Source organism: Streptomyces sp. CC53, from assembly GCF_001865245.1.
In the GTDB taxonomy this organism is placed as follows: Bacteria; Actinomycetota; Actinomycetes; order Streptomycetales; family Streptomycetaceae; genus Streptomyces.
Genome location: NZ_MKXB01000052.1, coordinates 15479 through 18450 on the forward strand (window position 1 = coordinate 15479; position 2972 = coordinate 18450).

The 2972-nt window shown below is 78.4% G+C and carries 1 protein-coding gene; it reads right to left on the reverse strand.

The features are described 5' to 3' along the window. Nucleotides 1–776: 776 nt before the first annotated feature. Nucleotides 777–2042: a hypothetical protein gene (locus BJP40_RS04760; protein WP_071278830.1), complete on the reverse strand. Its 1266-nt coding sequence runs from the start codon at nt 2040–2042 to the stop codon at nt 777–779. Nucleotides 2043–2972: the final 930 nt, after the last annotated feature.

Below are 2972 nucleotides of genomic sequence, written 5' to 3' on the forward strand. Positions count from 1 at the left end.
AGGTGGGGGAGCCGCAGGAGGTGTGGAAGCTTCAGGAGGTGCTTGAGATGCAGACGATGTGGGGGCCGTGGGAGGTGCGTGAGGCGCCGGAGGTACGGGCGGGTCTGGCGGCACGGGAGGCACAGGAGGCACAGGGCGTACGGGTGCTTCACCTGTGGGCGGAGGCGCAGGGGACGCGGAGGCTTCAGGCGGCAGGGGAGGCCCGGGGCGTGCGGGGGCTTCGTGGGAGGGAGGAGGCGCGGGGCGCGCGGGGGCCTCGGGGGGTGTAGGCGGCGCCGAAGGCACCGGGGGCGCGGAGGGTCCACGAGCCGCGTCCCAGTCCTGCTCCTGCTCCGACTCCCACGTCTGCTCGTGTCCTTGCGCCATCGCTCACACCTTCGTCCCGGGGCGGCAGCGGACGGGCCGCCCTGCCAGTCCCCTCTGTCCCACCGCGCCGGGCGCTAACCCCGCATGTGCGTTCAGGAACCGGCCCCCGACCCCCGCCCCGGCCTTCGGCTGGCTTCCGCTCCTGCCCTGGCCCTCGACCGCCCCCGATCGGCCCCCGGCCCTGCCCCGGGAGCCGGGTGGCCGACGTGGGTATGGCCCCGGACCCGGGGCCCCGGGCGCTTCCGCAGCCGCCGCCGAGGTTTCCCGGGCCGGCCCGGTGAGGGGCAGGCCCGGCCCTCGCCGCGGTCCCCGGCTCGGCATGGCCCCGGGCATGGGCGCGGCCCGCGGCCCGCGGTCCGTGCTCGTCCGCCGGGCGGCGCCGCCCCCGCGTGCCGGACGCGGCCGGGGCCTCAGCCTCGGCCCCCGCGCCCGCCCCCGCCCGAGAGCAGCTCCGCCGCCGCCTGCTGGTAGCGCAGCACCGCCTGCTCCGCGGCCCGAAGGTCGCAGGGAGCGCTCCACAGCCTCCGGCGCGCCGCGTCGTACCGCTCGACGAGCAGTGCGTCCTCCGCCAGTCCCTGCCGGGACAGTCTCGCCCGGCACGCGTCCAGGCGTCCCCGCAGCTCCGCGCGGATCGCCAGCGGGGCCGTCACGGCCGTCAACGACTCCCGGGCCCGCAGCAGTTCCTCCTCCGCTTCCTGCTCCAGCGCCTCCAGCAGCGGGGACAAGCGGTGCCACCGGGCGTGCCGCCGGTGCTCCGCGGCGATCGCGAGACGTTCCTGGAGCGCGGTCGGCGGCCCGCTCACCGCCGGCACCTCGGACGCCGCGATCTTCGCCAGTACCTCGCCGCGCGCCGTCCGCGCCTCCGCCAGCGTGCGGTCGGCCCGGGACAGCAGGTCGCGCAGGCGCAGCAGCCGGGACTCCGAGTCCTGCCGCACCTGGAGCACGGCCTCGATCTCCCGCCGCACGTCCTCCAGCGCCCGGGCCGCCGCGTCGTACCGCCGCGTGTCGGGGCGTCCGCCGCCGGGCGCGGAACTGCCCTCCGCGGGGTGCCAGAAGGCCAGCGGGTCGCTCACCACCTGCGCGCGCAGCGCGGAGAGCTCAGCAGTGATCGCCTCCAGGTCGTCCCCCGCCGGGTGCTCCCCGGGCCGCACGCCCACCGAACGGGCCAGTGCCCGCGTCCGGTGCAGCTCGGCGGCCAGCAGGTCTATGCGGGCGGGCAGGGCCGACCACACCGCCTCCGCGGCCACGACCACGTCGAGGGAGCGGGCGTAGAGCTCGTTCATGCGCTCCACCAACCGCTCCAGCGTGTACCGTTCGACCGGCTCGCCCTCGCCGTGCGCGACCTCCACGCTCGCACCGGCCAGCCGCTCGGTCAGCTCGGCCAGTTCCTCCGGCTCCGGCCAGTGCCGCCGGCCCCGTACCTCCCGCAGCTCGTGCAGCGCGGCCGTGTACGCGTCGAAGCAGGCCCACAGCCGGGTCACCGTCCGCTCGGTCGCCGCCCAGCGCTCCTTCGTCGTCCCGGTCAACTCCGCGCCCTCCAGCAGTCGGCGGCCCGCGTGGTCCTGCAACGCGAGCAGCGAATCCTCGACCGCCCGGCGCTCCGCGCCGAGCCGCGCCAACGCGCGGTCCACCTGATCCCGGTCCATCACCGACCCGGGGAGCTCCGTGGCGCTCATCGGTCACCTCTCGCTCTCGTGGGACTGCTGTTCGTCGATGTCGTTTCGGTGGTGGGTGGAGTGGGGCAGGGGGGACCGCACCGGGAGTGCCGGGCCGGTCCCGGGCCGGGCAGGGACGGAGCCGTACGGCGGTGTGCCGCGTGCCGGTGTTCCGGAGCCCGGCGTCATCGCGTCGGGTGCCGGACCGCCCCGCACCGCGCCTCCGGCGGCCCGGGCGCGGCGGCGGCCAGGACCGCCCCGGGGCCAGGTCCGCCGGCCGCGGCCCTTGCGGACCGTGCCCGGCCAGCCGTACGGGACGGCGCCCGGCCCGGTGGCGCGGCGGCCGCCCGCGCTGCCGCCCCGGCCGCGCCCCCCGCGCCCGTGGCTGCCGGTCGCCACCGGTGTCCGCGTCCTGTCGCGGTCGGCTCCCTCCCCGGACCGGCCTCGCGCCGTCGCGCGGCCGGCTTCCCCGGCCCGGGCCGGGCGGCCCTGCCCGCCCGCCGCCGCCCCGCCCCGTCGTGACCGCCGTTCCCGGTCGGTTCCGTGCTCCGTGCCACAGGAGGCAGGTTCTCGTCCGTCCGGGTCTCCGGGGAACCGATCCGGGCGCCGTTCAGCACCTTGAGCGAATCGAGGCCCCGTGGGCGGGGCCCGGGCGGGCTGTGGCGGGCGGACGCGGGGGTGGTGGCGGCCGGTACGGTGCGGACGGCCCCGGGGCCTGCCGGGGCGGCCGCGGCCCGTGGGCCGGGGAACGGCGGCTGTGCCACGTGATCTCCCCCTCGGTCGCCGACGTCGGCCGCCCCGGCGGTTGCCGGTGCGGCTGCCCGCCCAGAAGTATGGCCGCAGGGCCGGGCGTTGACACCGGACTTCCCTGGATCTTGTGCGGGACGCGCCCGCGCCGCGCGACACCGACCGGCGCCGCCCGCCCCCGGCGCAGCACCTGGACCGACCGGG

Bases quoted from the DNA above. Each gene is read 5' to 3' on its own strand.
- BJP40_RS04760 (WP_071278830.1), bottom strand. From the start codon at position 2,042: ATGAGCGCCACGGAGCTCCCCGGGTCGGTGATGGACCGGGATCAGGTG.